Raw genomic sequence first — 22,813 nt, forward strand, 5'->3', positions numbered from 1 at the left:
CACTATCACGGCAACACCGGATTCGCCACGGCGCGTGCCACGATGGCATCGGCATCCCGTTGCAGAAGGAAGCGCTGTGCGACGAGGTCGTTTGCCGCGGCCGTGACAGCGGCGACATAGCCGGCCTGGTTCGTATAGAGCGATTCGAGGGATGGCCGGCCATCCCCTGCCGCGATGCGGTCGGCTTCTGTCTTGTGGAAGGGGATGAACGCGCCGGTCAGGTTCGACAGGTCGGTGATGCCCGGCGTGGCAACGTAGTTGAACTCGATGCTGGTGCCGACCGGTGCGCGCGCTTCCGCCGAGCGGATGCCTGCGCGTGGGATGCCCGTGGTGGCGTCCACCTGCGGCACCAGGATCGCGTAGTCGCGGTTCAGGTTCGCGGGTGGCAGGACCGTCGCGATGCCCGACTCATCCTCCCGGCGGTATTGCGGGCCAAAATCGAGGAGCGAGTAGCCGTTGTAGCGCGCCAGGTACTGGAAGGCCGGGATCGGTGTGGAGACGCCACCGACAGGCCAGGAGAGTCCCTTCATGACCGGGAACGTCAGACTGGCGGGCCGCACGAGCGTGCCATCGGCGAGCGTCGGCACCTGACTCGGCGGCGGCGCGGTGTTCTTGACCACCCAGTCCTCCAGATCGAGGAACAGCGCGCGGAACGTGTCGTTGAAATGGATCACGGTGCCAGCCGGATAGACGTTGCGCGTGGGCGCATAGCTGATACTGGCGGTGCCGCCGGCACCGCCGTGCTGCGTGCCCGTGTAGTAGTAGATGCGCGCGTTGTCAGGCTGCTTGAGGTCGGCGAAGCCATTCGCATCGGTCAGCACCGGTGACCCTTGCAGTTGCCAGAACTCCGTGCCCGACAAGCCGAGGAAGAACTTCGGGCAGGTACTGGTGGCCGCGCAGCGCGCCATCACGCCGCCGGACTTGCCGGCGATGTCGTCGACGTAGTCTTTATCGAGTCCGCGCGGCGCTGTCTGGCCGAATGCCGTGTGGTCGGTGCGAAGGCCGCCACCCCCACCCGGCACCGCGAACCGCGTGTTGATGTTGGTCTGGCGTGCGGCCACGTGGGCATACATGCCGTCGAAGACCTTCGATCCATCGAGTGCCTGGTTGAAGCCGAGGTGCAGGAATGTCTTCATCGCGTTGCCCGACTGCGACGTGCCCTGGCCGATGGTGTAGCGGATGCGCCCAGCCAACGGATTCTGCGTGCCTGCGCTATCGGCAGCCGCGCTGCGGAAGAACGTCACGGTATCGCGCAACGCGGCCAGGCCCACGCCCATGACCTTGGGGTCCTTTGCCACATAGACGAGTTCGTAGAGGTACTGCGGATCGAAGCCGCCGCGCAGGCAGATGCTGGCCGGATCGGCCGTGCCGGGGAACGGTACGCTGCCGTCGCACTTCGCGAACTTCCAGTCGGCGGCGGGAATGGCCACACGTGCATCGGTCTCGTTCTGGCGGCGCGTCAGCGAGTAACCGGGCTGTGTGTTGTCGAGACTGGCCGGCGCATACGGGATCATCGTACCGTTGAACACGCCACCGGGCAGCGACATGGCGGCGGTGGCCGTCGACGGCACCAGTTCCGTGCGATAGGTGCCCGTGATCGAGGTGCCATCGGCATTCTTCGCCACCGGTACGGTAACGGTCAGGCGCGCCGCGCTGGACTTTGGCACATCGCCCTGCCAGGCCGAGTAGAGCATCACGTAGCCGCGTTCGAAATACACGGCATCGCTGGGTGACGTGGCCGGGTTCGGCATGGTCAGGATGTTGCCGCGATTCGGCGCGTCGTAGCGCAACACGCCGCTGGCCTTGCTCATGTCCTTGGGCTTCAGCATCGTGAAGTCGGCGGTGTACTCGACCATGCCGTTGGCGTTCACGGGGGCCAGCGCAAGGTCCTGGATGATGGCGTTCTTGGGGTCCTTGGGATCGACCTCGCCACGGAGGGTGCCGCTTACCTGTTCGTACTGGCCAACGTCGCCATAGGTGCCGGCGAAATCCTGCCGCCCAGTGATCGTCAGTGTCTGTGCCGGCGTGCGCGCCGTTGGGGTGCCACTCGAGCCGCCGCCATTATTTCCACCGCTGCTGCTGCCGTTATCGTCGCTGCCGCCGCAGCCTGTTACCGCGAGTGCCGCCGTCAGCGCGAGCGCCGCCGCGTGCCGGCCATGTGCACGTCCTTCCATCTGATGTCTCCTCGGTCTTATCTCTTTGTGTTGAAACCTGCCGCGCATGGGGCGGAAGGCGGCTCAACTATAGGTGTCGAGGATTGCGCTGATAAATTGATTGTTTGGATTGATTTATCGATACAGCAGAAGGATGTCCCTTGTGACTTCGCCATTGGGATGCCGTGATAACCCCATGATGCAGCGCAGCGCAGGGCATTCAGTCGCCCGTTTGGATACTTGGCGGTAGGTATCCCAGCGGGTACATTGACCGGGCGTTGCCACGCGGGGGAAGGGTATTGCCTTTGCGAATGCTGCGGATCGAGGACGCGTGCCGGCGCACTCCACACTCACGATAAAGAAGACAGAGGAGACAACATGCATCGCGCATTCCAGAGCACTGCCCTGGCGTTGGCTGCCGGCCTGCTGCTTTACGGTTGCGGTGGCGACGACGACAACGGATCGACGACCACGCCGCCTCCCCCGCCACCGCCCACGATTCAGCCGGAAGATGTCCGTCCGCAGGACAGCCGTGTTTTCACGGTCGATCCCGCAGCGCTGGCCGCGAAGATCGCGCCCCTGGCAGGTGCGCCGGCGTCCGATCGTTGGAGCGGTGTACTCGGCAAGGCCGGCTACGTGGTGGAAGTGCCCACTGCGTGGAACGGCAAGCTCGTGATGTATGCGCATGGCTATGCGGGCATGGGGTCCGCGCTGTCGGTCAGCATTCCGGGCATTCGCAGGCATCTGCTGGAAGCGGGCTATGCATGGGCGGCGTCCACCTATTCCACGAACTACTACGACGTGCGCGCCGGTATCGAGGACACCAATGCGCTGGCGCTGGCGTTTGCCGATATCGCCAAGCAGAATGGCCGCACACTCGCGGCGCCCACACGCACGTACATCGTTGGCCATTCGATGGGCGGGCACATTGCCGCCGCCGCAGTGGATGCCGAGAACATCCAGAATGCGGTGCACAAGGTCTCGTACCACGGGGCGGTGCCGATGTGCGGCGTGCTCGGCGATACGGAGCTGTTCAACTACTTCGGGGGCTACCAGACCGCCGCGCAACAACTGGGCGGGATGCCCGCCACATCGTGGCCGGTGTCGAACTGGGCGCAGATCGTGACGCCGCTGGTAGCCGCGTTGTTCACCACGTATCCCTCGGCCACCACTGCTGCGGGCGACAAGCTCAAGGCCGTGGTCAAGAACCTCACGGGTGGCGAACGTCCGCTGTTCGAATTGGGATTCGGCAAGAGCCCGGCGTCCAAGGCGTACCAGGACGCGGTATGGAGCACGTTCGGCTCGGATGGCACGGTCGACGGCATGCTGACGCAGAACGTGGTGGACACTACCGCGCTGCGCTACCAGTTCGACGACGATCCTGCGCTGTCCGTCGAAGAGCAGGCATTCAATGCAGCAATCTTCCGTGTGAAGCCGGTGGCGGACGCCAATCGCGTGCGTCGCGATGGCCTGCGCTGGATTCCGCAGACCGCTGCGAAGATCAGCGTGCCGGTGGTGACACTGCATACGCTCGGCGATATGTACGTGCCGTTCAGCATGGAGCAGATCTACAAGCGCCGCGCCGATGCCAACGGTACGTCGTCATGGCTGGTGCAGCGCGCCATTCGCGGCATCGCGCACTGCGACTTCACTGTTGCCGAGCAGAACAAGGCGTTCGACGACATGGTGGCGTGGGAGCAGGGCGGCCCACGGCCGGCGGGCGATGACGTGCTGACGGCATCGGTGGTGGCGAATGCCAACTATGGTTGCACGTTCACCGACAACACGGTAGGTGCGGACGACGATGCCACGACGAAGGGTTTGCGGCAGGTGATAGCGCTCACGCCTGGGGCGAGCTGCACGCCGTGATGCATGGGAAGTGAGCGGGCAGACCGGCACGCACGGCAATCGTCGCGTGCCCGGTCTGAGCGTGCCGCGCCTAGCGGACGAACACTCCCAGTCCTTCGTGGTCGTAATACTCCAGCCACACGCGATCGCTCGAAAATTCCGCGCGCGAGATCGTGCCCGGCAATGCGTTCTCGTTTTGCAGCGTGAACGTGAAGACGTCGCCGTCCCAGTGCGAAAGCGGCAGCGTGAGGGGCCGTGCGCCGAGCGTCATGACCAGTGCGCCGCCTTGCTCTGTCACTTGTAGCGGACCGTAGTAATCGTTGCGGTAGGTGCCCGTGTAGGTGGAAAGCGCGCGGGCAGGCAGCGGGCTGGCTGGCGGCGGCTGGCCGACGAGCCGGCCTTCGGGAGCCAGCAGCGGCGCAAAGGCATCGGTGAAGATCGCGCCCCAGTCTCGACGGATGGCACCGTACTGCACCAGGTCGAAGAATTGCGCGTTCAGCGTCTCGGGGACGCCAATCGGATACCCGTTTGTCAGCGTGACGATGGCCAGGTTCAGCGACGGCACGGCGGTGAAGCTCGTGGCCGCGCCCACTGCGAACGCGCCGGAATGGTTCAGCGATGCCAGGCCCAGTTCGGTCGTGCCGACATTGAAGCCGTAGCCGTAGTAGCTGGCCGGGCGTCCGCTGACGGGCGGATTGCTCTGGATCTGCGCGTCGAGCGCGGGTGCCAGCGCGGCGGCATCGACGACCTGCTGGCCGGCGTACTGCCCTTTGGCCAGCAGCATGACGAGCCATTTCGCCATGTCGTTGACCGAGGAACTGACGCCCCCTGCCGGCGATTGCGCATCGGGCATCGTGCCCATGCCCTGCACCCAGTTGCCGTTGACCCTGACGTGGCCGAGCGCGCGGTTGTCGCGGGCGGCAAAGTCGGCATGACGCGAACTGGTGCGGGTCATGCCGAGCGGCTGGTAGATTGCCTGCTCCGACAACGTGGCCCAGTCGATGCCCGCGACGGTGGCCACCGCTTCGGCGGCGGCGGTCATGCCGAAGTTCGTGTACTCGTAGACAGCACCGAGCGGATGCACGGGCAGATAGCGCAGCCGCGTGAGGACCTCGCGCCGGTCGTAGCCCATGTCTTCGAGACGGTCCCCTGCATGGTCGGGCAGTCCGGAGCGATGCGCGTAGAGATCGCCGACCGTCACGGCCTGCGTGGCCTCCGGGTCGGACAGCGCGAACCACGGCAATGGCTGCACGACCGGCGTGTCCCACCGGATGCTGCCGCGCCCCACCTGCCGCGCCACCACCGTGGCGCCCACCGACTTGGAGACCGAGGCAAGCTGGAACACCGTGTCCGCATCGACCGGTGCAGGATTTGTCACGAGTCGCCGGCCAAAGCCGCGTGCATAGACAGTCTGGCCGCCGCGCACCACGGCAACGGCCATGCCCGGCACGCCGGAGCTGGTCATCAGGGTGGTTGCGAGCGCATCGACCTGGGCGATGGCCTGCGTGATCTGTGCGTCGGGAATGGTGCCGGGCGAAGGCTGCGGCGCGGGATCGTCGTCTCCGCCGCAGGCGGGCAGGGCGGGAGCCAGCAGGCTGCCGAGGGCAGCGCCCAGGAAGCGGCGGCGGTCTTGCGGTGGGCTCAAGGCGTTCCCCTGTTTGGGAAGGCGCCGCTGGCGCCGAAGCATGCTATGTACTGTAGGCGATGCCTGCCGCGTTGTGAATGTCGCGTTGCGCGTGCTGCGTTCGATGCTGCGATGAAACTGTCGGACGAACACCGACGGCACAAGCAGTAGTGCCCGCCTAGTATCGAGTTGCGACCTGCCCCGCAAACAAGCCCGGTGCCTTGCGTGGCAACCCGTCCCTGGCTGCCTATCCCCACATACAAGGAAGAACAGCCATGGACCGACGCCAATTTCTCAGGTTGGGAGGATTTCTTACCGTTTCCGTTGCCGCAACTGGCCTGGCCGCTTGCGGTGGTGGCGGGAATGATCCACCGCCCAACCCCGCCGGCGATTCCGGCAATCCTGAAAACTTCAACTTCGTGCATGGTGTGGCCTCCGGAGACCCGCGGCCCGACAGCGTGATTGTCTGGACACGCGTGGAGGGAACCAACGGCAAGCGGCCCGTTGTCGTGCGCCTGCAGGTAGCCACGCAGGACGACTTCGCGCCACCGACCCTGCTGGTCAACCAGCCGCTCATGGCGCGTCCAGAATGGGACTACACACTGCGCAACAAGGTGACCGGTCTGAGCGCCGGTACGCGTTACTACTACCGATTCCTGCTTGGCAACCGGGCAAGCGCGACGGGCCGTACGCGTACGGCCGCCACGGCGGGCACGGCATTGTCGCAACTGCGCTTCGCATTCGTGAGTTGCCAGGACTGGAACGCCAACCACTGGGCCGGCATGGAGGAACTGGCGCAGCAGGATCTCGATTTCATCGTCCATGTGGGCGACTACATCTACGAAGCCGTGCCAGGCGGCTCGCGCACGGGACTCGTCGAAGATCGGCATGCGCCGCTTACCTTGCCCAGCGGTACGGCGCTGCCCGACGGCAGTGTCTACGCCACCACGCTCGACGACTACCGCTACCTGTATCGCAGCTACCGGGCGGATGCCCGCTTGCAGGCGTTGCATGCTTCGGCGCCGATGATCGCCATCTGGGACGATCACGAGTTTTCAGATAACTGCTGGCAGGACCGCCAGACCTACGATTCGGACGATGACCTCACGCCACGCACGGCGCGCCGACGCGCAGCCAACCAGGCATGGTTCGAGTTCATGCCTGCCGATGTGAGTTTCGACGCGGACAACCCTTCGTTTCAGAACATCCAGATATACCGCGCGTTCACGTTCGGCAATCTCGCCACGCTGGTGATGACCGACGAGCGGCTGTACCGGGCGGACCACATCATCCCCGAGCAATCCACCGGACGCGCCGTGGGGAGTGTGTTCCTGGTGGAGGCCGATACGCTCGCGGCAGCGGAAGCCGCCAAGATCGCAAATGCTGGCGGGGTACTGACGCCTGTGTCGATGCTGGGCGATGTGCAGCGTGCGTGGTGGCAGGACCGCATGGGCGGTGGCAACACGACGTGGAAGCTCTGGGGCAACCAGCTCTCGATGCTGCGAATGGAGGTGGATATCACCGAGGCGCTGTCGAAGCTGATCGCCCGTGCGCTGGTGCTCGTCAATGGCACGCTGGCCCCGGTGGAGAGTGCAATGGCAACTGCGCTGGCCAGCGACCTGGCCGTTGCCAAGGCGGCAGACACTTACGTGGGGCTGGGTTACGCGGCCTTGCGCAACGTGCTGGTATCCGTGGGCATCGACGCGGCGGGTTTCGACGCCACCATCAAGCCGTTCATCGAGGCGCGGCTGCCGTCGGTCACGCTGCTCGGCAAGTTCATTCTCAACGCCGACCAGTGGGATGGCTTCAATGCCGAGCGCAAGAACCTGATGGCGTTCCTGAAAAGCAACAGCATCCGCAACGTGGTGGCGCTCAGCGGTGACATCCACGCGTTCTTCGCGGGGCAGGTGATGGACGACTTCGACGCGCCCAGCCCGGCACCAGTGATGGTGGACCTGGTGACGGCGGGCCTGTCGAGCAACACGCTGCTCAGTTCATTTCGCGCGGTGGTGGACAATGACCAGGCATTCGCCGCGTTGCGCGACCTGATCTACAGCAACGTGGGCGGCACGCTGATCAACACCTTCGACAGCACCCTGCGGACGTTCAATCCATGGCTGCGCCACGTGGATACCAATGCGGAAGGGTACGCGCTGGTGACGCTGACGCCGGACAAGCTCAACTGCACGTTCCATACGATGCAGCGGGTATCGGGCGGCACCGCGCCGTCAGTGGCCACGGGCGAGACGCAAGCGCTGCAGGTCACATCGAATACGGCCGATGTGAGCGTGCTGTAGCCGGACAGAAAAGAAAAACCCCCGGGCTGCGATGCTCCGGGGGTTTTTCTTCATGGCCGCCAATCTGCGCGGCCATGTCAGTCCAACGGTCGGGAAACGACTCAGCCCTTGATCGATTCCAGCGCCGTGTTCAGCGTCTTGCTCGGGCGCATGATGGCGGCCAGCTTGGCTTCGTCCGGCTTGTAGTAGCCGCCGATGTCCACGGCCTTGCCTTGCACGTCCGAGAGTTCGCCGATGATGGTCTTCTCGTTTTCCGTCAGCGTCTTGGCCAGCGGTGCAAACGTCTTGGCCAGTTCGGCGTCGGCGGTTTGCGCGGCCAGTTCCTGGGCCCAGTACATGGCCAGGTAGAACTGGCTGCCGCGGTTGTCGAGCTGGCCGGTCTTCGGCGACGGGCTCTTGGCGTTGTCGAGCAGCTTGCCGGTTGCAGCGTCCAGCGTCTTGGCCAGGGTCTTGGCGCGGGCGTTACCCGACTTGATGCCGAGTTCTTCCAGCGACACGGCCAGGGCCAGGAACTCGCCGAGCGAATCCCAGCGCAGGTGGTTCTCTTCCACCAGTTGCTGCACGTGCTTCGGAGCCGAACCGCCGGCGCCCGTTTCGTACATGCCGCCACCGGCCATCAGCGGCACGATCGACAGCATCTTGGCGCTGGTGCCCAGTTCCATGATCGGGAACAGGTCGGTCAGGTAGTCGCGCAGGATGTTGCCGGTCACCGAGATGGTGTCCAGGCCGCGGATCACGCGTTCCAGCGTGAAGCGCATGGCGCGCACCTGCGACATGATCTGGATATCGAGGCCGTTGGTGTCGTAATCCTTCAGGTAGGTTTCCACCTTCTTGATCAGTTCGGCTTCGTGCGGACGGTACGGGTCGAGCCAGAACACGGCCGGCATGCCCGAGTTGCGGGCGCGCGTCACGGCCAGCTTCACCCAGTCACGGATCGGTGCGTCCTTGACCTGGCACATGCGCCAGATGTCGCCCTGCTCCACTTGCTGCGTCAGCGCCGACAGGACTTCACCCGTGGCGTTGTCGACGATGCGGGCTTCGCCGTCTTCGCTGATCTCGAACGTCTTGTCGTGCGAACCGTATTCCTCGGCCTTCTGTGCCATCAGGCCCACGTTGGGCACCGTGCCCATCGTGACCGGATCGAATGCGCCGTTGGTCTTGCAGAAGTTGATGATCTCCTGATAGATGCGGGCGAAGGTCGATTCCGGAATCAGGCACTTCGTGTCCTTGGTGCGGCCATCGGCGCCCCACATCTTGCCGCCGATACGGATCATGGCCGGCATCGACGCATCCACGATCACGTCGTTCGGTGCGTGCAGGTTCGAGATGCCCTTGGCCGAATCCACCATGGCCAGTTCCGGACGATGCTCGTGGCAGGCGTGCATGTCGCGGATGACTTCTTCCTTCTTCGATTCGGGCAGTTGCTCGATCTTGGTGTAGAGGTCAACCAGGCCGTTGTTGACGTTCACGCCCAGTTCGTCGAACAGCTTCTGGTGCTTGGCGAACGCGTCCTTGTAGAAGACCTTGACGGCGTGGCCGAACACGATGGGGTGCGACACCTTCATCATGGTGGCCTTGACGTGCAGGCTCAGCATGACGCCGGTCTTGCGCGCGTCTTCCATCTGTTCTTCGTAGAAGGCCAGCAGGGCCTTCTTGCTCATGAACATGCTGTCGATGATCTCGCCGTCCTGCAGCGCAACTTTCGGCTTCAGCACGATGGTCTTGCCGCTCTTGGTGACCAGTTCCATGCGCACTTCGCGGGCGCCGTTCAGCGTGGTGGACTTCTCGCCATGGTAGAAGTCGCCGTGCTTCATGTGCGCCACGTGGGTGCGGGAGGCCATGCTCCAGTCACCCATGCTGTGCGGATGCTTGCGTGCGTAGTTCTTGACGGCGGCAGGCGCGCGGCGGTCCGAGTTGCCTTCGCGCAGTACCGGGTTCACGGCGCTGCCCAGGCACTTCGAGTAACGCTTCTGGATGGCCTTTTCTTCGTCGTTCTTCGGATCTTCGGGATAGTCGGGGATACGGTAGCCCTTCGACTGCAGTTCCTTGATCGCGCTGATCAGCTGGAACACCGAGGCGCTGATGTTCGGCAGCTTGATGATGTTGGTGTCCGGGTTCTGCGTGAGCTTGCCCAGTTCGGCCAGGTTGTCCGGCACGCGCTGCTCTTCGGTCAGGAACTCGGGGAATTCGCCCAGGATACGGCCAGCCACGGAGATGTCGCTGGTTTCCACGTTCACGCCCGCAGGCTTGGTGAACGTGCGGATGATGGGCAGGAAGGCACTGGTGGCCAGCAGCGGAGCTTCGTCGGTTAGGGTGTAGATGATGGTGGGCTGCTGGTTGCTCATCGCGTATCTCGCATCAAATTCGGGTTGGGGAATGCCCCGGCTCCGGGTTGCGGATCGAGGCAAGGATGGAATTTTGCCTGATTTTGCATGGCGGGGGTGTGATCCTTCATGTGAAATTTGTTCGGTGCATGCAGACGCATTCCGCTCGGTTTTTAACTTCTATCCGACTTCGTGCTGTCATCTTCGCGTAACCTCCGTCAATTTGACGCAGTTATCCGCTGGACGAAATGCGCAATTCTTATGTCTTATAGAAGAGTCCAAGTAGCCTACTCGGGTATCTCCACGAAAATGTGGCGGATGCGCTACTCAAGGATGCACGGGGCTACGACGTACCAATATAGTCCGCGCGTGGTCAGGTATGGAATGCGCCATCGCGGGCGCCGCGTGGCGGACCTTCGCCGCGTTCGAAGTCGGCGATGATCTGGGCGCCGAAGAGCAGCAGGGTGGCCGCGATCTCCAGGCTCAGCAGCACGACGATGGCCGTGGTCAGCGAGCCGTAGACGCGCCCGACCTGGGACAGGGTCGAGAAATACCAGACCAGTACGTGGCGCGAGATTTCCCAGAACACGGCGGCGAACAGGGCACCCATCAGCGCGTGCCGGACGGACAGGCGGCCGACCGGCATCACCAGATAGATGGAAGTCAGCAGCAGCACTTCGCCCACGAATCCCAGCAGGTAGAGCAGGCCGCCCGAGAGGTGATCCAGTGACCAGTCGTAGCCCAGAACCTCCAGGTGCCGCTCCCCCAGGGTTTGCAGGCCGCCGGCCATGACCGTCACGATCAGCAGGCCCACGCTGAGTACCAGGATGTAGCAATAGGGCAGGATGGCGGAGACCAGGAAATGCCGGCGCCGGATGGCCACGCGATGAACGAAGATCACCGACATGGCGTTCTCCAGCACCGTGAACGCTAACGAACTGAAGAAGACCATCGTGATGGCGAGTACCCAGCCGATGACGGATCGATTGGTCAGGAACCGCGAGAGTTCACCCACCAGTGCGCGCGATTGACCGGGCAGCAGCCATTCCAGGTAACGCGCCAGCGTGGCCAGCAGCCGGTCGGGTTCGATCACATGCGACAGGCCAATCATCATCAGGATCAGCAACGGCACGATCGACAGCAGCGCGTAGTAGGCCACTGCGCCCGCCAACAGCAGGCCCTGGTTGGCGCGGAAGTTCTTCAGTGCCTGGAGCAGGAAGCGCGCGGGATGCTGGAGAACCTGCCGCGTGCGGGTGTCTAGCCACTGCATGGCCATGCGGCCATCAACCCGTTACCCGCATCGTGTACGGGAAGCGGGTCTGGACGGCCATCTGCGAGAGGTGGTCGCGCAGGTGAGCGAGTTCGGATGAGAGTTGCAGCGTCAGGAAGGCGTGCGAGCTGTGGCCGATCGATGGATCGTCGGGATGTGGTGCGGGCAGCGACGTGTTCTCACGCACCATGGTCTCGTCGCCAGCCTCCAGCGCCGAGGCCATCTCCAGCAGCAGATCGCGGATGGTCTGCTCCTTGCCATCGGCGTTGGTATCGGCCACGTCGGGTTCCACAGCCGCCAGCATTTCCAATGCGCTGATGCACACGCGCGCGCTGTGTTGCACCTCTTCGAGATCGGCGGACGTGACGTTGGTTTCCTTGGCTACCGATGGAATCAGGCTGCGCAACTGCACGAGCGCAGCGGACAGCTTCATCATGTCCTGCTGCCGCTCCTTCTCGTCGCGCATGCCGCGCTCGATCTTGGCATGCACCGCCGCGCAGGCGCGCAGCAGGCCGGCGAGCTTGAAGCGCCACGAGTACGAGGCATAGGCGGGCAGTGCAAACGAGAACACCAGCGCGATCAGCGTGCCGATCAATACATCCACGGTGCGCCATACCGCGTCATAGACATCCTGGTTGCCGTGCCCGGCGGTAATGATCACGGTGATGGCGGTCAGCAGCGCCACGTATCCACCCTTGCCCACCGCGTGATAGGCGCAGTACCCACTGATCAGGGCGAGCAGTCCCCAGGTCAGCATCGGAATGCCGAAGTACGTACCCTGGACGATGATGAAGAGACCGAGCAGGGCGCCCAGCACGGTGCCGGCCCCGCGTTCTGCGGCGCGCTTGCGGATGTTGCCGTGGTGCTGGAGCCCGCCGATGACGACGAGCACCGTGATGGTGGCCCATTCGCCATGCGGAATATTGATGCCGGTAGTCAGCGCGATCGAGGCCAGCAGGGCAAGTGCCACGCGGACGGCGTGGAAGATGCGAGCCTGGCGGAATCGACGGTCGGGGTCAAACAGCGCGCTGGTTGTTTTTCGCAGTGCCTCGAACATGGCGACGATCACCGTGCGGAGATCTGAACGCTTCGAGTGTATAGAGCGAGCCCCATGTTCCGCAATGTTTACATTCTGCGAAACATGGGGCTGCGGCGAGCCCGGCGGTGGAGAGAGTTCCACGCCGCGGCACTAGGAGGGATCTTTGGTGCGCGTGCGCGATACCGCCGACATGATGCCGATACCCAGCACGATCACGCAGGCAATACCGATATAGACGGGCGCCAGGCCCGCAGTGGACATGGCCCACGCAATGCCGCCCACCAGCAGCAGGAGCCCGATTACATAAAGTGCAAATGACATGGCGGTCCTCCGGACATTGTTGTGCTTACCGGATGCCATCGCCGCCTCGGGATGACCCGAACGGCGAGTGGCCTACCGTCAATGTAGGGAGGAAGCGCGCCGGCCAACATAGGACGTTGGCCGAGCATGACGTAGGCAGGCGCTGACGCGTGCCGGGTCGGGGAAGGCGTGGGGCGATCAGCCTGCGGCCAGGCTCACGCCGGCGGCGCCGGTGTTCGCCTTGCCATCGCGGCCATACATCTCGTTGGGCGGCGTGCCGCCCTGGCGCAGGACCTGGATGGCTTCCTGCGTGAATTCGAGATGGGCATGGACGATGGCGCCATTCAGTTCGTTGGCATCCTTGGCCTTGTGGGCGAAGAACACCACCTTGCGCCAGAGTTCGGCAACCTGCGGGTCCACCTCGCGGCCTACCAGCAGGCCGCCGGGACCAACGCGCAAGCCTTGCGCGATCATCTGGGCCTCGCGCGCGGCGGTGGCAAGGTTCAGCCCCTGGGCCAGTTCCATCTTCTGGTTGAGCAACGTGCTCAACGCCTGGAAATCCTGTCGCTTGATGGCTTCGCGCTCATCTGCAAGGGCACGGCCGAAGGCCGCAATGGCGTTGGCTTCAAGCGAAAGGGACTGGATCAGGGCTGCCTGGTTCATGGTGTCAGGATTGGCTGGGCGCCTGGCTCAGCTCGTGCAAAGAGGCGAGCAAGCCATCGGCGATCTTGCTGGGATCGATCTTGATCCGGCCTTCCGCAATCGCCTGACGGACTTCCGCAACCTTGGCGGCGTCGATGTCGCTGTCGCTGTCCTGCAGCAGGCGCGTACCAATCTCGCGAACCTGCGCAGCCAGGGGGCTGACGCTGACGCCGCTCAGGGCGGTAGGGTCCGACGTGGCACCGGTGGCCGCCGCACGGGCGTTGCCTTCGGTTGCCGCGGTGTCGGCGGGCCGGGACGGAGTGGAGTTATTGATCTTCACGGTGAAATCCTTGCTGGGTTCCTCTGACTTATCGGACTGGCCGCCGGAAACTTTAGGTTCGATCCTGTGTTTTCCGACGCTTTTCCGCCGATCCCGGAACGGGCTCGCCGCATTCTCGCACGGTCTGCCTGCGCCGGTTGCTGCCACATCATTTTCCTGCCTGGTCGAGGGTCCCAGCCCGTGTGACGACTAACTTCCCGGTACAACTTTGTGACGCTAACCCGATTGTGTTACTGCAGCACGACAGTGTCGCCACTGCGCACCACGCCGCTGACCACCTGGCCGTTGCGCAGACGGATCTGCACATGGGCGCCGGTGGGAGCGTCGTTCAGCACCTTGCCTTCGCTCGATAGCTGGAACGACTCGCCTTCCACAGTGACGTTGACCGTCTGTCCGAGCCTCACGGCAATCGGCCGTTTGAGCAGATCCGTACGCAGCGGCGAGCCGGCGGCGATGCGGTTGGCCGATACCGACCCTTCCACTTGTGCCGGATCGGTCACCACGGCGCGCGGCAGGGCGGCCAGGTCACCCTGGCGAAGTTCAAGGTCGGCGGCGGAGATCGTCTCGCCGGGACCCATCGAACGCGCGGCCACGTAGTAATCGGTCATCACCGAGACGCGGGCCTGCATATAGCGCGTCCACGGCCGGTCGCCGCCGCATCGCACGCCCACGTTGACGCGTCCATATGGGGCCGCGCCGGCGGGCAGGAACGGTTCGGGGTTGAAGCAGTCCGGCGCGCGGCCACCCGAGGGCGGCACCACCTGCACGCTGATCTTGCCCGGCAGTCCCATGGACTGGCGCTGCAGGAACTGTTCGACGGCCACGCGCGCGGGGTCATCGGCAAACGGATTCTGGGCGGCCTGGGTTTGCGGTGCCGCACCGGGCGGCGCAACGGGCGTGACCTGGGCGGGAGCGGCCATGGCGGACGGCGCCAGCGCAATGCCGGCGAATGCCATCAGCGCGGCGGCCTGGCGAGAGAAAGTCATAGGGGTCATCCCAGCAAGGATGAGACGGCAGGGGCTGCGAATCCAATACGGAGGCGTAAACCCGCGGTCGATGCCGTCGCACAACAGTTGAACATCGGTAAACGTTTGCACAGGCGGTTGGCGCACCGTGACGGCGCCGCGCCTGGCACTGACGGCGAAGCCTTGTGCGGCGCGCCGCGCGGGGCGGGCGAGCCAGGTTTTGGCATCGGTCAGTGGGAGTCATTGTAGGCAGGCTCGCGCGAGAGACCGAACCGGAAATGCGCGGGTTTCTCCTGCCTATTCGCACGATTGGCGTGACAACCCGGCCCCTAAGATGGCAACCCTGAAGAAGCCCGGTCTGGCGTGTGCGGAAGGTATACCCAGGTCTACGGCAGTTCTCTCCCCGAAATGAAGCCACAGCCAAAGCAGGAAAGGCAGACATCATGGACAGACTCGATGCGGCGTTCCGCTTCCAGCAGGAAGCACTGAGCCTGCGGACCCAGCGGCAATCGGTGATTGCCTCGAACATCGCCCACGCGGATACGCCGGGCTACAAGTCGCGCGATTTCGATTTCGCCAGCACGCTGGCGCAGTCCGTGGAGCGCGGCAACCAGCAGCGCGACGGCGTGTCGCTGTCCACTACGTCCGTGCGGCACATGCCGGCGCAGGCGCCTGCGATGAGCAACAACGAGCGCGACCTGCAGTACCGCATTCCGCTGCAATCGAGTATCGATGGCAACACCGTGGAAATGGACACCGAGCGCGTGGCGTTTGCCGACAACACGGTGCACTACGAAGCGGGCCTGACCGTCATGAGCTCGAAGATCAAGACGATGCTGTCCGCGATCCAGAACTAAGGGGGGGCGCTGCAATGGGTTCCATGAACATTTTCGACGTGGCCGGTTCGGCCATGGCCGCGCAGTCGCAGCGCATGAACGTGACGGCGTCGAACCTGGCCAATGCCGACAGCGCCGTGGCGCCGAACGGCCAGCCGTACAAGGCCAAGCAGGTGATTTTCGAGATGGCCCCGACACCGGGCCAGACCGATGTGGGTGGTGTGCAGGTGGCGGGTGTGATGGAGGATTCCGCGCCGGCCCGCATGATCCACAACCCCACGCATCCGCTGGCCGATGCCAATGGCTACGTGACGATGCCCAACGTGAACCCGGTGGAAGAGATGGTCAACATGATCTCGGCATCGCGTTCGTACCAGGCCAACGTGGAGGTGCTGAACACCGCCAAGACCATGATGCTCAAGACGCTGACCATTGGTCAGTGACGCCAGCCGAAACGCGTTTTCCGTATCTCCGATTTCCAGAATTCAAGAACACTAGCCGGAACACAACATGGCATCGACTTCTTCCGTAGGTAACAGCACCGCCAACTCGGGGGTGAACCAGGCCCTGCAAAGCGGTAGCGCAAGCGCAGCCGACCTGCAGAGCAATTTCCTGAAAATGCTGGTCACGCAGATGACCAACCAGGACCCGCTGAATCCGATGGACAACTCGCAGCTGACCTCGCAACTGGCGCAGATCAGCACGGTGAGCGGTCTGCAGACGATGAACGAGACCATGACGCAGTTGCTGACGCAAACCGCGGCTGGTCGTGCGATGGACTCCGCCGCACTGATCGGCAAGACCGTGATGGTGCCGGGCAACGCCCTGACCGTGACCGATGGCGTGTCGGGCAAGTTCGGCGTGGACATCCCGACGACGGCAGACGCCGTGACCGTGCAGGTGCTCGACGAGAAGGGCAACGTGGTGCGCACCATCGACATGAAGGGCCAGAAGGCCGGCGTGCATGACGTGGAGTGGGACGGCAAGAACGATGCGGGCAACCTCGTCGCAGACGGCGACTATGCGTTCAAGGTCACGGCCACGGCCGGCGGCAAGGACGTGAGCCCGATCCCGCTGATCTACGGCAAGGTGCAGGCCATCAGCGGCGACAGCACTGGCGTGCTGGTGGATCTGGGCGACGGCAAGATGGCCAACGTCGACGACGTGCGCCGCATTTCCTGATCGGCACGGCAACACGGTTTTTATCAAGACATTCACGTATCAACCCGGTCCGGCATACGCGCGGGCAATTCACGAACGACAGCCTACATAGGGGAAAATCATGGGTTTTGGTCAAGGGGTAAGCGGCATCAATGCCGCAGCGTCCAACCTGGACGTGATCGGCAATAACATCGCCAACGCGAACACGGTTGGCTTCAAGCAATCGACGGCACAGTTCGCCGACGTGTACGCAGGCTCGAAGATCGGCCTGGGCACGCGCGTGAACGCCGTGGTGCAATCGTTCAGCAACGGCACGGTCTCGGCATCGGGCCGCAGCATGGACGTGGCCATCAGCAACGGCAGCGGCTTCTTCCGCCTGGTCAACCAGGACGGCCAGGTCTTCTACTCGCGTAACGGCCAGCTCTCGCGTCTGGACGACGGCACGCTGGTGAACGGCACGGGCCTGCAGGTCACGGGTTACCCGGCCGGCACCACCGCCGGTGGTGTGGCGCCGCAGCCGCTGACGATCAGCAACGCGCAGATGCCGCCGAAGGCCACCACGAACATTGCCGCGCAATTCCAGCTGGACTCGCGCAGCGCCGCGCCGACCAACGTGTTCGCCAGCACGCCTGCCGTCCGTGCGGATTCGTCGATGTTCAGCTACAGCACGCCGATGACGGCCTATGACTCGCTGGGCAACAAGCAGCAGCTCACCGCCTACTTCGGCAAGTCGGTCGTGGCCGGCCCGCCCGTTGCCCCGGCACCGACCAACGCCTTTGGCGGTACGGACTGGTCGATGCACGTCACCGACGCCAACGGCAACGTGCTGCAGACGGTCACGCTGTCCTACGACGCCAACGGTACGCTGCGCGCGCCGACGGCTGCCACCATGCCCAACGTCACGCTGCCGGCCGCCAACGGCGCTGCCGCCATGACGGCACGCCTGGACCTGACGGGCAGCACGCAGTTCGGTGCGGACAACGACCCGAAGAGCATCGTGCAGAACGGCTACACCTCGGGCGCGCTGGTCAGCTACGCCGTGCAGGAAGACGGCACGATCCTGGGCTCGTATTCCAACGAACAGACGCTGTCGCTGGGCCAGATCGCCCTGGCATCGTTCGGCAACGTCGAAGGCCTGAAGCCCGAAGGCGACAACGTGTGGAGCGCCACCGGTTCGTCGGGCCAGGAACTGCTGGGTGCCGCAGGCGGCTCGCTGGGCAAGCTGCGTTCCTACGCCGTGGAAGAGTCGAACGTGGACCTGTCCGGCCAGCTGGTGAACCTGATCGTTGCGCAGCGTAACTATCAGGCCAACGCCCAGACCATCAAGGCGCAGGACACCGTCCTGCAGACCCTGGTGAACATCTAAGCCGGCCCCCGCTGACGGATCGCCATGGACCGCCTGATCTACACCGCCCTGTCGGGCGCCAAGCAGATACTCGACCAGCAGGCCGCAGTATCGAACAACCTGGCCAACGCCTCCACGCCGGCATTCAAGGCGCAGGTGAACCTGTACCGTGCAGTACCGGTGCAGGGCCAGGAAACGCAGACGCGCGCCTTCACGCTGGCCTCGACACCGGGCGCCGACATGAAGGCCGGGCCGCTGACCTATACCGGTCGCGACCTCGACGTTGCCCTCGGTGGCAACGGCTGGCTGGCGGTGCAGATGCCGGACGGCTCGGAAGCTTACACCCGCGCGGGAGCGCTGCAGGTGTCGGCCGACGGCCAGTTGCAGAACTCGGCTGGCCGGCCGGTGATGGGCGATGGTGGCCCCATCGCCGTGCCGCCGGGCGCCACGGTGTCCATCGGTACCGATGGCAGCGTGGTGGCACGTGGTCCGGGCGAAGCGGCCAACGGCCTGGCGCAGGTTGGCAAGCTGCGCGTCGTCTCGGCGCCGCCCGAAGGGCTGGCGCGCGGTGACGATGGTTACTTCCGCCTGCGTCCCGGCGTGGATCCACTGCAGCAGGACGCCACCGTGCGCGTGATTTCCGGCGCGCTCGAAGGCAGCAACGTGAACCCGGTGGAGTCCATGGTGGAAATGATCGCCAATGCGCGCCGCTTCGAGATGCAGATGAAGATGATCACGGGCGCCGACACCAATGACCAGCGTGCCAATGCGCTGCTGTCGAACAACTAACGAATTCTAGGAACACCATGATCCGCTCTCTCTGGATTGCCAAGACCGGCCTCGACGCGCAGCAGACGCAGATGGACGTGATCTCGAACAACCTGGCCAACGTGTCGACCTCGGGCTTCAAGAAAAGCCGCGCGGTGTTCGAGGAACTGATGTACCAGACCGTGCGCCAGCCTGGCGCGCTGTCGTCGGACCAGACCGTGCTGCCGTCGGGCATGCAGATCGGTACCGGCGTGCGCCCCGTGGCAACGGAACGCATTCACACGCAGGGCAACCCGCAGCAAACGGGCAATGCGCGCGACGTGGCCATCATCGGCCAGGGCTTCTTCCAGGTGACGATGCCGGACGGCACCACCACCTACACGCGTGACGGTTCGTTCCAGGTAGACCCGAACGGCCAGCTCGTCACGTCGAGCGGCTTCGTGCTGAACCCGGCCATCACGCTGCCGGCCAACTACACGGGCCTGAACATCGCACGCGACGGTACGGTGACCGTGACGCAGCCGGGCCAGACCAACGCCGTGACGGTGGGCCAGATCCAGGTTGCCACGTTCGCGAACCCGACCGGTCTGGAAAGCCTGGGCGAGAACCTGTACGCGCAGACCGACGCCTCGGGCGCACCGAACACCACGGTGCCGGGCCTGAACGGTGCGGGCACGCTGCAGAACAACTATGTCGAATCGTCGAACGTGAACGTGGTGGAAGAACTGGTCAGCATGATCCAGACCCAGCGCGCTTACGAGATCAACAGCAAGGCTGTGCAGACGTCTGACCAGATGCTGCAACGCCTGACCCAGATGGGTTGAAGAAACGGGAATGACCATGGCCGCCAAGCAGTATCGCATCGGTGCAATCGTCGTCTACGCCATCGTCGCCCTGGCTACGCTGGCGAGCGGCGGCTGCGCGCTGGTGCCCAAGGAGCCGCTCGTGCAGTTGCCCACCACGGCACGCGCAGAACCGCGTCCGTTGGGCCCCTCCACGGGTTCGATCTTTGCATCCTCGTACGCCAGCAATCCGCTGTTCGAGGACCGGCGGCCGCGTAACGTTGGCGACATCCTGACCATCGTGATCACGGAGAACGTCAACGCCAGCAAGAACTCGGGCACCAACGCCAGCCGCACGGGCAGCACGAACCTCGCGTTCAATGCGGTGCCGCGCGCCCTGGCGGGGCTGTTCAGCACGAGCCAGAACGCCGACGTGAGCGGTGCCAATGCGTTGAAGGCCAGCGGCGGTGCGTCGGCGGCCAACACGTTCAACGGCACCATCACGGTGACGGTGCTTGAAGTGCTGCCGAACGGCAACTTCGTGGTGTCCGGCGAGAAGCAGATGGCCATCAACCAGGGCGCGGAGTTCATCCGCTTCTCGGGTGTGGTCAATCCGCGCACGATCACGGGCGACAACGGCGTACTGTCCACGCAGGTGGCGGATGCACGCATCGAGTACACCGCGAAGGGGTACATCGACGAAGCACAAAACATGGGCTGGCTGCAGCGCTTCTTCCTCAATGTCCTACCGTTCTGATCCCGCCATGTTTCTGCCTCCGATGCCTCTCAACATGCCAGGCTCGCTTTTCGGCAACCCGCCCGGTCTTCGTTCCCGCTATGGCCGTGCGGTATCTTTTGCCTGCTTTGTGCTGGCCCTGCTGTTCGGGTTCGGCACGGGCGCCGCGCATGCGGAACGCCTGAAGAACCTGGCAACGTTCCAGGGCGTGCGCGACAATCCGCTCATCGGGTATGGACTGGTCGTGGGGCTGGACAACACCGGCGACCAGACCATGCAGACGCCGTTCACCACGCAGAGCTTGCAGAACATGCTGTCGCAGCTGGGTATCACGCTGCCGGCCGGCAAGAACATGCAGCTCAAGAACGTGGCCGCGGTGATGGTCACCGCCACGCTCGCGCCCTATGCGCAGCCGGGCAGCCAGATGGACGTGGTGGTCTCGTCGATGGGTAATGCCAAGAGCCTGCGCGGCGGCACGCTGCTGATGACGCCGCTCAAGGGCGCCGACGGCCAGGTCTATGCCGTGGCACAGGGCAATATGCTGGTGGGCGGCGCGGGTGCGTCGGCCAATGGCAGCAAGGTGCAGATCAACCAGCTCGCGGTGGGCCGCATTGCGAACGGCGCCATCGTCGAACGCGCCGTGGCGCCGTTCGAGCCGCAGGGCGGCTACGTCAATCTCGAACTCAAGGACACAGACTTCGGCACTGCCGAGCGCGTGGTCGAAGCCATCAACCGTAACCTTGGCCCGGGCACTGCCGCCGCCATGGACGGACGCGTGGTGCAGGTGCGCACGCCGCAGACGCCGGCCGCGCGCGTGGGCTTCATGGCACGCGTGGAGAACCTCGATGTCACGCCGGCCAAGGCCGCCGCGAAGGTCATCCTCAATGCACGCACCGGATCGATCGTGATGAACCAGACGGTCACCGTGGAAGACTGCGCAATTGCGCACGGCAACCTGTCGGTGGTCATCAATACGCAGCCGGTGATCAGCCAGCCTGCACCGTTCAGCCAGGGCCAGACTGTTGTGGCGCCGGTCTCCCAGATCGACCTCAAGCGCGATGGCGGATCGTTGCAGATCGTCAAGGCAGGTGCGTCGCTGGCCGCCGTGGTCAAGGGTTTGAATGCGCTGGGCGCCACGCCGCAGGACCTGCAGACGATCCTGGAAGCGATGCGTTCGGCCGGCGCACTGCGCGCCGAACTGGAGATCATCTGATGGCGGCAGGGATGACGACGAGCAGCGCGGGCGATCTGACCCAGCGCTTCGCCCTCGACACGCAAGGGTTTGAAGCGCTGAAGAACCAGTCGCGCGCCGGGAACACCACCGCCACGCTGCAGGCTGCGGCCAAGCAGTTCGAGGCTGTGTTCACGCACATGGTGCTCAAGAGCATGCGCGATGCCACGCCGTCGGATGGCCTGTTCGACAACGAGCAGACCAAGCTCTACATGTCGATGATGGACCAGCAGATGTCGCAGCAGATTTCGTCGCGCGGCATCGGCCTGGCAGACGCCATGCTGCGGCAGCTTGCACGTGCCACCGGCACCGAGTTGCCGCCGGGAATGGCCGCCGCAGGTGGCATTACAGGTGCCAGCGTACGCGATGCCGAGATGGCGCAGATGCTCAACAGCCGAGGCGCGACCGATGCCGATGGCCCGCCGGTTGGCACGACGCTGCCCGGTGGGGCATGGAATCCCACGGCCGGTGTGCGCCAGTATCAGAATCAGTCCGAGTGGCAGGGCAACGGACAGTCGCAGCTCGGCCAGTTGCCCGACGATTCGCCCGAACACATCAGCAATTTCGTGAACCGCATGGCGGAGCCCGCGATGGCCGCCGCGCGCGCCTCGGGCGTGCCGGCCAAGCTCATCGTCGGCCAGGCCGCGCTGGAATCCGGCTGGGGCCGCCGCGAAATTCGCAATCCCGATGGCTCGACCTCGTTCAACGTGTTCGGCATCAAGGCCGGCGCCAACTGGAAGGGCCCGACCACCGAGATTCTCACCACGGAATACGTGGATGGCCAGCCGGTCAAGACCCGCGCGAAGTTCCGCTCCTATGGTTCCTATGAAGAAGCGTGCAACGACTATGCGCGCCTGCTGACGAATAACCCGCGCTATGCCAACGTGGTATCGGCATCGAACGCCGATGAAGCCGCGCACGGTTTGCAGCGCGCGGGATATGCGACAGATCCGGCATATGGCGAGAAGCTGGTCAGGATCATGAAGAAGGTTTCGACGTAAGAAGTCGAGACATTTGATTCCCGATTGTTTGCTCCCCTCTCCCTCTGGGAGAGGGGCGGGGGAGAGGGCCAGCGGTTCAAATTGCCACCAGTTGGCAAGCAGAACCTCCGGCCCTCTCCCCCAACCCCTCTCCCGCACAGCGGGAGAGGGG

At 64.3% G+C, this 22,813-nt stretch carries 20 protein-coding genes; 11 read left to right on the forward strand and 9 right to left on the reverse strand.

What is annotated here, in order from left to right:
* Nucleotides 1-5 precede the first annotated feature (5 nt).
* The gene (locus tag ABDB81_RS27315; RefSeq protein WP_346814096.1) at nt 6-2,174 is read right to left on the reverse strand and encodes an alpha/beta hydrolase domain-containing protein; all 2,169 of its coding nucleotides are present in this window, start codon (nt 2,172-2,174) and stop codon (nt 6-8) included.
* Nucleotides 2,175-2,531: 357 nt separating this feature from the next.
* Between ABDB81_RS27315 and ABDB81_RS27320 the strand changes: the two genes are divergently transcribed.
* On the forward strand, nt 2,532-4,022 hold the full coding sequence (locus ABDB81_RS27320; protein WP_346814097.1) for an alpha/beta hydrolase: 1,491 nt from the start codon (nt 2,532-2,534) through the stop codon (nt 4,020-4,022).
* Nucleotides 4,023-4,092: 70 nt separating this feature from the next.
* On the opposite strand, the gene ABDB81_RS27325 is transcribed toward ABDB81_RS27320, so the two are convergent.
* Nucleotides 4,093-5,646: a serine hydrolase gene (locus tag ABDB81_RS27325; RefSeq protein ID WP_160474268.1), complete on the reverse strand. Its 1,554-nt coding sequence runs from the start codon at nt 5,644-5,646 to the stop codon at nt 4,093-4,095.
* Between the two features lie 254 nt (nt 5,647-5,900).
* Between ABDB81_RS27325 and ABDB81_RS27330 the strand changes: the two genes are divergently transcribed.
* Nucleotides 5,901-7,922 (forward strand): alkaline phosphatase D family protein, encoded by a 2,022-nt coding sequence (locus tag ABDB81_RS27330; RefSeq protein ID WP_346814098.1) that lies wholly within the window; start codon nt 5,901-5,903, stop codon nt 7,920-7,922.
* Between the two features lie 101 nt (nt 7,923-8,023).
* Here ABDB81_RS27330 and ABDB81_RS27335 read toward each other — a convergent pair whose 3' ends face one another.
* The 7 genes from ABDB81_RS27335 to flgA form a co-directional block, all read right to left on the reverse strand.
* Nucleotides 8,024-10,267, reverse strand: a complete 2,244-nt coding sequence (locus tag ABDB81_RS27335) for an NADP-dependent isocitrate dehydrogenase (RefSeq protein WP_346814099.1) — start codon at nt 10,265-10,267, stop codon at nt 8,024-8,026.
* 352 nt (nt 10,268-10,619) lie between these two features.
* The gene (locus tag ABDB81_RS27340) at nt 10,620-11,516 is read right to left on the reverse strand and encodes a YihY/virulence factor BrkB family protein (RefSeq protein ID WP_137926500.1); all 897 of its coding nucleotides are present in this window, start codon (nt 11,514-11,516) and stop codon (nt 10,620-10,622) included.
* Between the two features lie 13 nt (nt 11,517-11,529).
* The gene (locus ABDB81_RS27345; RefSeq protein WP_137926488.1) at nt 11,530-12,573 is read right to left on the reverse strand and encodes an FUSC family protein; all 1,044 of its coding nucleotides are present in this window, start codon (nt 12,571-12,573) and stop codon (nt 11,530-11,532) included.
* A gap of 132 nt (nt 12,574-12,705) precedes the next feature.
* Nucleotides 12,706-12,876, reverse strand: coding sequence for a hypothetical protein (locus tag ABDB81_RS27350; RefSeq protein ID WP_171020449.1), 171 nt, complete (start codon nt 12,874-12,876; stop codon nt 12,706-12,708).
* 177 nt (nt 12,877-13,053) lie between these two features.
* A complete protein-coding gene (locus ABDB81_RS27355; RefSeq protein ID WP_137926487.1) occupies nt 13,054-13,518 on the reverse strand; it encodes a flagellar protein FlgN in 465 nt (154 codons plus the stop codon).
* Between the two features lie 4 nt (nt 13,519-13,522).
* Entirely contained in the window at nt 13,523-13,837 is a 315-nt protein-coding gene (flgM, locus tag ABDB81_RS27360; RefSeq protein ID WP_137926486.1) for a flagellar biosynthesis anti-sigma factor FlgM, read from the reverse strand.
* A 230-nt stretch (nt 13,838-14,067) separates the two neighbouring features.
* Nucleotides 14,068-14,823: a flagellar basal body P-ring formation chaperone FlgA gene (gene flgA, locus ABDB81_RS27365; protein ID WP_137926485.1), complete on the reverse strand. Its 756-nt coding sequence runs from the start codon at nt 14,821-14,823 to the stop codon at nt 14,068-14,070.
* 419 nt (nt 14,824-15,242) lie between these two features.
* Between flgA and flgB the strand changes: the two genes are divergently transcribed.
* The 9 genes from flgB to flgJ all read left to right on the forward strand — a co-directional run bounded on the left by flgB (nt 15,243) and on the right by flgJ (nt 22,662).
* On the forward strand, nt 15,243-15,659 hold the full coding sequence (gene flgB / locus ABDB81_RS27370; protein ID WP_137926498.1) for a flagellar basal body rod protein FlgB: 417 nt from the start codon (nt 15,243-15,245) through the stop codon (nt 15,657-15,659).
* Between the two features lie 14 nt (nt 15,660-15,673).
* A complete protein-coding gene (gene flgC, locus ABDB81_RS27375) occupies nt 15,674-16,081 on the forward strand; it encodes a flagellar basal body rod protein FlgC (protein WP_137926484.1) in 408 nt (135 codons plus the stop codon).
* 67 nt (nt 16,082-16,148) lie between these two features.
* Nucleotides 16,149-16,820 carry a flagellar hook assembly protein FlgD gene (locus ABDB81_RS27380; RefSeq protein ID WP_160474265.1) on the forward strand — a complete coding sequence of 224 codons (672 nt, stop codon included), beginning with the start codon at nt 16,149-16,151 and terminating at the stop codon, nt 16,818-16,820.
* 100 nt (nt 16,821-16,920) lie between these two features.
* Nucleotides 16,921-18,165: a flagellar hook protein FlgE gene (flgE, locus tag ABDB81_RS27385; protein ID WP_346814100.1), complete on the forward strand. Its 1,245-nt coding sequence runs from the start codon at nt 16,921-16,923 to the stop codon at nt 18,163-18,165.
* Between the two features lie 24 nt (nt 18,166-18,189).
* The gene (flgF, locus tag ABDB81_RS27390) at nt 18,190-18,933 is read left to right on the forward strand and encodes a flagellar basal-body rod protein FlgF (RefSeq protein WP_137926481.1); all 744 of its coding nucleotides are present in this window, start codon (nt 18,190-18,192) and stop codon (nt 18,931-18,933) included.
* 17 nt (nt 18,934-18,950) lie between these two features.
* Nucleotides 18,951-19,736, forward strand: coding sequence for a flagellar basal-body rod protein FlgG (flgG, locus tag ABDB81_RS27395; protein ID WP_137926480.1), 786 nt, complete (start codon nt 18,951-18,953; stop codon nt 19,734-19,736).
* Between the two features lie 10 nt (nt 19,737-19,746).
* Entirely contained in the window at nt 19,747-20,451 is a 705-nt protein-coding gene (gene flgH / locus ABDB81_RS27400; RefSeq protein WP_346814101.1) for a flagellar basal body L-ring protein FlgH, read from the forward strand.
* Between the two features lie 7 nt (nt 20,452-20,458).
* Nucleotides 20,459-21,643 carry a flagellar basal body P-ring protein FlgI gene (locus tag ABDB81_RS27405; RefSeq protein WP_346814102.1) on the forward strand — a complete coding sequence of 395 codons (1,185 nt, stop codon included), beginning with the start codon at nt 20,459-20,461 and terminating at the stop codon, nt 21,641-21,643.
* A gap of 11 nt (nt 21,644-21,654) precedes the next feature.
* Nucleotides 21,655-22,662 (forward strand): flagellar assembly peptidoglycan hydrolase FlgJ, encoded by a 1,008-nt coding sequence (gene flgJ, locus ABDB81_RS27410; protein WP_137926477.1) that lies wholly within the window; start codon nt 21,655-21,657, stop codon nt 22,660-22,662.
* Nucleotides 22,663-22,813 lie beyond the last annotated feature (151 nt).

Origin of the sequence: Cupriavidus sp. DL-D2 (assembly GCF_039710735.1) — a bacterium.
Classification (GTDB): Bacteria; Pseudomonadota; Gammaproteobacteria; order Burkholderiales; family Burkholderiaceae; genus Cupriavidus.

Excerpts from the sequence above, each read along its gene's own strand:
- flgA (WP_137926485.1), bottom strand. The coding sequence starts at position 14,823 with ATGACTTTCTCTCGCCAGGCCGCCGCGCTGATGGCATTCGCCGGCATT.
- flgE (WP_346814100.1), top strand. The coding sequence starts at position 16,921 with ATGGGTTTTGGTCAAGGGGTAAGCGGCATCAATGCCGCAGCGTCCAAC.
- flgH (WP_346814101.1), top strand. The coding sequence starts at position 19,747 with ATGACCATGGCCGCCAAGCAGTATCGCATCGGTGCAATCGTCGTCTAC.
- flgF (WP_137926481.1), top strand. The coding sequence starts at position 18,190 with ATGGACCGCCTGATCTACACCGCCCTGTCGGGCGCCAAGCAGATACTC.
- ABDB81_RS27340 (WP_137926500.1), bottom strand. The coding sequence starts at position 11,516 with ATGCAGTGGCTAGACACCCGCACGCGGCAGGTTCTCCAGCATCCCGCG.
- ABDB81_RS27405 (WP_346814102.1), top strand. The coding sequence starts at position 20,459 with ATGTTTCTGCCTCCGATGCCTCTCAACATGCCAGGCTCGCTTTTCGGC.
- ABDB81_RS27345 (WP_137926488.1), bottom strand. The coding sequence starts at position 12,573 with ATGTTCGAGGCACTGCGAAAAACAACCAGCGCGCTGTTTGACCCCGAC.
- flgJ (WP_137926477.1), top strand. The coding sequence starts at position 21,655 with ATGACGACGAGCAGCGCGGGCGATCTGACCCAGCGCTTCGCCCTCGAC.
- ABDB81_RS27315 (WP_346814096.1), bottom strand. The coding sequence starts at position 2,174 with ATGGAAGGACGTGCACATGGCCGGCACGCGGCGGCGCTCGCGCTGACG.
- flgC (WP_137926484.1), top strand. The coding sequence starts at position 15,674 with ATGGGTTCCATGAACATTTTCGACGTGGCCGGTTCGGCCATGGCCGCG.
- ABDB81_RS27330 (WP_346814098.1), top strand. The coding sequence starts at position 5,901 with ATGGACCGACGCCAATTTCTCAGGTTGGGAGGATTTCTTACCGTTTCC.
- flgG (WP_137926480.1), top strand. The coding sequence starts at position 18,951 with ATGATCCGCTCTCTCTGGATTGCCAAGACCGGCCTCGACGCGCAGCAG.
- ABDB81_RS27320 (WP_346814097.1), top strand. The coding sequence starts at position 2,532 with ATGCATCGCGCATTCCAGAGCACTGCCCTGGCGTTGGCTGCCGGCCTG.
- ABDB81_RS27355 (WP_137926487.1), bottom strand. The coding sequence starts at position 13,518 with ATGAACCAGGCAGCCCTGATCCAGTCCCTTTCGCTTGAAGCCAACGCC.
- ABDB81_RS27380 (WP_160474265.1), top strand. The coding sequence starts at position 16,149 with ATGGCATCGACTTCTTCCGTAGGTAACAGCACCGCCAACTCGGGGGTG.
- ABDB81_RS27350 (WP_171020449.1), bottom strand. The coding sequence starts at position 12,876 with ATGTCATTTGCACTTTATGTAATCGGGCTCCTGCTGCTGGTGGGCGGC.
- ABDB81_RS27335 (WP_346814099.1), bottom strand. The coding sequence starts at position 10,267 with ATGAGCAACCAGCAGCCCACCATCATCTACACCCTAACCGACGAAGCT.